Source organism: Methylorubrum podarium, from assembly GCF_022179745.1.
GTDB lineage: Bacteria > Pseudomonadota > Alphaproteobacteria > Rhizobiales > Beijerinckiaceae > Methylobacterium > Methylobacterium podarium.
The window spans coordinates 1-5,901 of sequence record NZ_BPRD01000412.1 but is presented as its reverse complement, the minus strand read 5'-3'; the positions used below and the strand labels follow the sequence as shown (position 1 = coordinate 5,901).

The 5,901-nt window shown below is 68.4% G+C and carries 5 protein-coding genes; 3 read left to right on the top strand and 2 right to left on the bottom strand.

Annotation, left to right across the window (positions count from 1 at the left end; translation table 11 throughout):
- Together MFF42_RS19445 and MFF42_RS19440 are read left to right on the top strand one after the other, a co-directional pair.
- The coding region (locus MFF42_RS19445; RefSeq protein ID WP_283206895.1) for an ATP-dependent helicase at nucleotides 1-1,513 on the top strand (1,513 nt) is incomplete at its 5' end.
- Nucleotides 1,514-1,893: 380 nt separating this feature from the next.
- Nucleotides 1,894-2,610 (top strand): PhoH family protein, encoded by a 717-nt coding sequence (locus MFF42_RS19440; protein ID WP_238257220.1) that lies wholly within the window; start codon nucleotides 1,894-1,896, stop codon nucleotides 2,608-2,610.
- A 69-nt stretch (nucleotides 2,611-2,679) separates the two neighbouring features.
- On the opposite strand, the gene aqpZ is transcribed toward MFF42_RS19440, so the two are convergent.
- Both aqpZ and MFF42_RS19430 read right to left on the bottom strand, forming a co-directional pair.
- Nucleotides 2,680-3,420: an aquaporin Z gene (aqpZ, locus tag MFF42_RS19435; RefSeq protein WP_238257219.1), complete on the bottom strand. Its 741-nt coding sequence runs from the start codon at nucleotides 3,418-3,420 to the stop codon at nucleotides 2,680-2,682.
- Between the two features lie 452 nt (nucleotides 3,421-3,872).
- Nucleotides 3,873-4,763, bottom strand: a complete 891-nt coding sequence (locus tag MFF42_RS19430; protein ID WP_238257218.1) for a 3'-5' exonuclease — start codon at nucleotides 4,761-4,763, stop codon at nucleotides 3,873-3,875.
- Between the two features lie 162 nt (nucleotides 4,764-4,925).
- Here MFF42_RS19430 and MFF42_RS19425 point away from each other — a divergent pair.
- On the top strand, nucleotides 4,926-5,901 hold a 976-nt coding region (locus MFF42_RS19425), incomplete at its 3' end, for a cupin domain-containing protein (RefSeq protein ID WP_238257221.1).

Sequence of the window (5,901 nt, the reverse complement as noted above, 5' to 3'; positions counted from 1 at the left end):
CGGCTGGCGCGGCGCCGAGGTCGACAACATCCTGCGCTTCGAGCACGACTTTCCCGGCGCGACGGTGGTGCGGCTGGAGCGCAACTACCGCTCGACCGGCCACATCCTCGCCGCCGCCTCCGGGCTCATCGCCAAGAACGAGGGCCGCCTCGGCAAGACGCTCCGGACCGAGGACGCGGCGGGCGAGCCGGTCACCGTGACCGGCGCCTGGGATTCGGAGGAGGAGGCGCGCCAGGTCGCCGAGTCGATCGAGTCGCTCCAGCGCAAGGGGCATCCGCTTTCCGAGATCGCGGTGCTGGTGCGGATCTCGGCGCAGATGCGGGAGATCGAGGACCGCTTCGTGCAGGTCGGCCTGCCCTACCGGGTCATCGGCGGCCCGCGCTTCTACGAGCGGGCCGAGATCCGCGACGCGCTCGCCTATCTGCGCGTCACCGCCAACGGCGCCGACGACCTCGCCTTCGAGCGCATCTTCAACACGCCGAAGCGCGGGCTGGGCGATGCGACGCTTCAGACCCTGCACGCCTACGCCCGCGCCGACCGGATCCCCCTGCTGGCGGCCGCGCGCAAGCTGATCGAGACCGACGAACTGAAGCCCCGCGCCCGCTCGATGCTGCGCGGCCTCGTCGAGAGCTTTTCGCGCTGGGTGCGGCTGGTGGAGACCAAGCCGCATCCGGAGGTCGCCCAGACCATCCTGGAGGAATCCGGCTACACCGAGATGTGGCAGAAGGACCGCTCGGCCGACGCCGCCGGGCGGCTCGAGAACCTCAAGGAATTTGTCCGCTCGATGGAGGAATTCCCCGACATGGCCGCCTTCCTCGAACACGTCTCGCTGGTGATGGAAGCCTCCGAAGCGGAAGGGGCCGACCGCGTCTCGCTGATGACGCTGCACGCCGCCAAGGGGCTCGAATTCGACACCGTGTTCCTGCCGGGCTGGGAGGACGGCCTGTTCCCGAACCAGCGCGCCATCGACGAGAGCGGCCGGGCGGGCCTGGAGGAGGAGCGGCGGCTCGCCCACGTCGGGCTCACCCGCGCCCGCAAGCGCGCCAAGCTGTCGTTCGCCGTCAACCGGCGCATCCACGGCCTGTGGTCCTCGACCATCCCCTCGCGCTTCATCGACGAATTGCCGCCCCAGGCCGTGGACGTGATCGAGGCGCCCGCGCATTTCTCGGCCGGCGCCTCCCGCTTCGACCGCAACCCGACGCCGTTCGGCTCCTCCTACGGCACGCCGGGCTGGCAGCGGGCGCAGGCCAACACCTCGGGCGGCTTCGGGGGAGGCCTCGGCGGCGGACTCGGGCAAGGCCGCGGCGGCCGCTCCGGCGGTCCGCGGGAGATCGAGGGCGAGTTGATCGCCAAATCGACGGGCAGCCCTTCCGCCTTCGAGCAGGGAGCCCGCGTCTTCCACACCAAGTTCGGCCCCGGGACGGTGGCCGGCATCGACGGCAACAAGCTCACCGTTGACTTCGACAAGGCCGGCCGGAAGATGGTGCTCGACAGCTTCCTCCAGCCCGGTTGAAGCGTCCCGCCGGCGGTCGCCGCCGGCTGCGCCGCCGCCCCAGGAGGGCGACGCCCGCGATGACTTTGGTCAGGATCGTCCCGATCCGCCGGCAGCGCCGAAAGGTGCTTGGGTCATCGCTTCTTCGTCAGCCCGTCACGCCCCCGTCGCCCGCGCTTGCAACCCTTGCGCGCCGGACGAAGCGTTGCCGTAAAGCCGCGCTCCACAGCCTTCGCGTCCCGCCGTGGAACCGACTCACGGGGATTGGCTTTGCTCTTGCGTACAGATGAACGAAGATCGGCAATGTCTTCGCCGAATCGAGGGAGATGTCCGGAAGTCGAGACAGGTTGAAATCGCGAGTTTGCGAGAGTCACGCACGAGTCAAGGTGGAGTGTTGATCCATGAAGAGACGACGCGCACGGCTTGAACTGGTTGAGGACCGACCGATCCGGATGCATCGGACACGCTTCGACGAGGAACGTAATCCCGCACCCATCCAACCTCTGACAGATAAACAAGGTCAGTATCTCGACGCCCTCGCGTCATCTTCCCAAGTCATCGTCCTAGGCCCCGCCGGCACGGGCAAGACCTTCATCGCCGGCACCCGCGCCGCCGATCTGCTTCGTCAGCGTCGGATCGCCAAGGTCGTGATCACCCGCCCCAACGTCCCGTCCGGCCGCTCGCTCGGCTTCTTCCCCGGCACGCTGGAAGAGAAGATCGCGCCCTGGGTCGCGCCGCTCACCGAGACCATGAAGGACCGCATGGGTGCCGCCGCCTTCGACATCGCGGTGAAGGCCGGCGACATCGAGGTGGTGCCCTTCGAGGTGATGCGCGGGCGCACCTTCAAGAACTGCCTCGTGATCCTCGACGAGGCGCAGAACACCACGACCGCCGAGATCAAGATGTTTCTGACCCGCATCGGCGACGATTGCCAGGTCATCATCAACGGCGACGTCTCGCAGACCGACCTGCGCGAGACCTCGGGGCTCCGCACCGTCATCCATCTCGTGAAGAGCCGGATGATGGCGATCCCGATCGTCGAGTTCACCCTAGACGACATCGTCCGCTCCGGCATCTGCGCCGAGTGGGTGCGGGCGTTCGAGGAGGAGCGACTTTAGCGCGCCTGATAAACGGTGCCGCGCGATGACGGGGCTCGCACCTCCCCCGTCATCGCTCGTGCATCGTCGTCAGATTTCGGCGCCTCGCTCGACGATCGCCGTCTCGACGATGTCAGCGGGTTCGTAGAGCCATCGCCCGACGACACCGGCCGCGATCGCTCCAGCGATCGGTGCCAGCCAGAACAGCCAGAGTTGCGCGACATACTCCGTGCCGGCGAACAGGGCCGGTCCCGTGCTGCGGGCCGGGTTCACGGACGTGTTGGTCACCGGGATCGAGATCAGGTGGATCAGCACGAGGGCGAGCCCGATCGGAATGCCGGCAAAGCCCGCCGCGGCGCCCTTCGACGTCGTTCCGACGATGATGAAGATGAAGATGAACGTCGTCAGGACCTCGGTGATCAGGCAGGCGGCGAGGCCGTATTTGCCCGGGCTGAGCTCACCGTAGCCGTTCGAGGCGAAGCCGTTCGGGACCCAGCCCGCCTTGCCGGAGGCGATGGTGTAGAGGGTGAAAGCCGCCACCGTGGCGCCGATGACCTGGGCGAGGATGTAGGGCAGGACATGCCGGCTCGCGCAGCGTCGGGCCGACCACAATCCGAGGGTGACCGCCGGATTGAAGTGGCCGCCCGAGATATGGCCGACCGCGTAGGCCATCGTGAGCACGGTGAAGCCGAAGGCGAAGGCCACGCCCAGGAAGCCGATCCCGAGTTCCGGATAGGCGGCGGAGAGGACGGCAGCGCCGCATCCGCCGAAGGTCAGCCAGAAGGTGCCGAAGAATTCGGCGGTCGTCCGACGCATCGTATCGTGATCCATTGCGACACCTCTTGTGACGAGGGGGGGTCGCGAGGCGCGCACTGAGCGAACGGCTTCAAGTTTGATGAGCGCGACGCGAGACCGAGTCGTCTGCGTCCGAGCCGGCCGTGACGCATCACGCGATGCATTCCACGCGCGCGTGACGCTCACAATGATCGGCGTCATCTGCCGACGTCACTCATGCGGTGTACCGCTCTCGGATGTGACCGAACGCCGCCGGCTAGAGACCGGCAGGTCACCTGGGACGATGCTGTGCGAATAAGCTGTCAGCCCAATCGAATTGCCCACCTATTGTGCGGGCGCGCCGATCGGACGCAGGCGGCTCGATCTGTCCGGAGAGGTCGCCCTCTCGATCGCTTCGCCGGCACGCGCGATGACGGAGGGGGCACGACCCGACGTGATCCATCGATATGAGCGTGAGACGTCAGGGCGCGGCGCCCGTCCACGACGTCTCAGGCGGCGAAGCCCTTGATCCGGATCGGTCCGACGTTCTTGCCGTCCAGCAACTGACGCAGGCGCTCGACATCCTCGACGTTGTTTGAGGCCAGATCGGTGATGTCGCCGTCCACCAGCGCATCGACGTGGCGGCAGCGGCGGCGATGCGTGCCCGCCGGGCACGAGCAGCGCAGGTAGGGCCCGTCCATCCGCTCCTCGAATTCGAGCACGTAACGGTTGCCGGTGCTGCCGCGCATCGAGAAGCGCAGTTCGCCCGAGGGGCGGAGATCGACCATCCCCGAGGCGCGCAGCGCGCGGGCCGAGGTCGAGCGAGTGAAATCGCGCCGCGGCGCCGCGACGGCGCGGATCGGCGTCAGCCCGAGGCCGCGGGCGAGGTCGGCGATGTCGGCGGCCCCCGTCTCGCGCAGGGCCGCGAGCGCAATCTCGGCGCAGGCATAGGCGTCCTCGCCCGCGTCGTGGTGCTCGAAGCGGATGCCGAGGCGCCCCGCCACCTTAGCGAGGCCGTGGCCCGCCGGATCGGGGAAGATGCGCCGGGCGATCTGCAGCGTGCAGTGCCCGGCCATGTCCGGCACCGGCTCGCCCCAGGCGGCGAGCGAGGCGGCGAGCACCCCCATGTCGAAGCCGGCATTGTGGGCGAGCATCAGGCCGCCGGTCAGGTCCGGCAGGAACTCGGCCATGACCTCGGGAAAGTTCGGGGCGTCGCGCACATCCGCCGGCAGGATGCCGTGGATGCGGATGTTTCCGGGCGAGAAGCGCATCTGCGGCGGGCGGATCAGCCGGGTCTCGCGCCGCACGACGCGACCGCCCTCGATCCAGGCGAGCCCGACCGCGCAGGCGCTGTCGCGCCGCTCGTTGGCGGTCTCAAAATCGATCGCGACGACGCTCATGGGCTGGAGATTAGGGGGCGGCGTACCGATCCCGCAAGGCACGGACGACCACACCGACGACGACGCCGGCCGGAGACCTGCGCCGGATGTCGTGATCGCGATCGATGAGACGAACGCCGTTCCGGCCGGTTACCGGGCGAGACAGGGATGATCGAGGTCGTCATGAACGTGTTCTCACGCCGGGGCCTGATCGCCGCCGCGGGCGGCGTCGCGCTGGGTGCCGGCCCGGGCCGGTCGGCCGAGGGGCCATCGCCGAACCGCGGCGGCAAGGGGGCGGACATTCTCGGGCCGCGCAACGCGCCGAGGGAGGCGCAAGACCCCTTCACCCTCGCGCCGCCGAAGACCGACCACGGCACCATGCCGAACCTGAAATGGTCGTTCGCCGACAGCCACATGCGGCTCGAGGAAGGCGGCTGGGCGCGCCAGACGACGACGCGGGAATTGCCGGTCTCCAAGGCCATGGCCGGCGTGAACATGCGCCTGAAGGCCAACGTCGTCCGGGAGATGCATTGGCACAAGGAGGCGGAGTGGGCCTACATGATCAACGGCCGTGCCCGGATCACGGCCATCGACGGAGACGGGCGTACCTTCGCCGACGACGTCGGCGAGGGCGACCTCTGGTACTTCCCATCCGGCATCCCGCACTCGATCCAGGGGCTCGATGGGCCGGAGGACGGCTGCGAGTTCCTGCTCGTGTTCGATGACGGCGGATTCTCGGAAGATTCGACCTTCCTCATCACCGATTGGCTCGCGCACACGCCGCGGGACGTGCTCGCCAAGAATTTCGGCCTGTCGGAGAGCGCCTTCGACGCGATCCCCGAGAAGGAGCTCTACATCTTTCCCGGTCCGAAGCCGGGCGCGCTGGCGCAGGACCAGCTCGGCGATGCCGGGCCGGCGCCGAAGCGGTTCAGCCACCGGATGCTGGAGCAGGAACCGATCCGCTCGAAGGGTGGCAGCGTGCGGATCACCGATTCCTCGGTCTTCCCGGCTTCCACCACCATCGCCGCCGCCCTGGTCGAGCTTGAACCCGGCGCGATGCGCGAGCTGCACTGGCATCCCAACGGCGACGAGTGGCAGTACTACCTCTCGGGGCGCGGCCGGATGACGGTGTTCGGCTCGGAATCGAAGGCCCGCAGCT

What these genes read in the sequence shown, in the direction of transcription:
- MFF42_RS19440 (WP_238257220.1), top strand. Translation starts at nt 1,894, where the DNA reads ATGAAGAGACGACGCGCACGGCTTGAACTGGTTGAGGACCGACCGATC.
- aqpZ (WP_238257219.1), bottom strand. Translation starts at nt 3,420, where the DNA reads ATGGATCACGATACGATGCGTCGGACGACCGCCGAATTCTTCGGCACC.
- MFF42_RS19430 (WP_238257218.1), bottom strand. Translation starts at nt 4,763, where the DNA reads ATGAGCGTCGTCGCGATCGATTTTGAGACCGCCAACGAGCGGCGCGAC.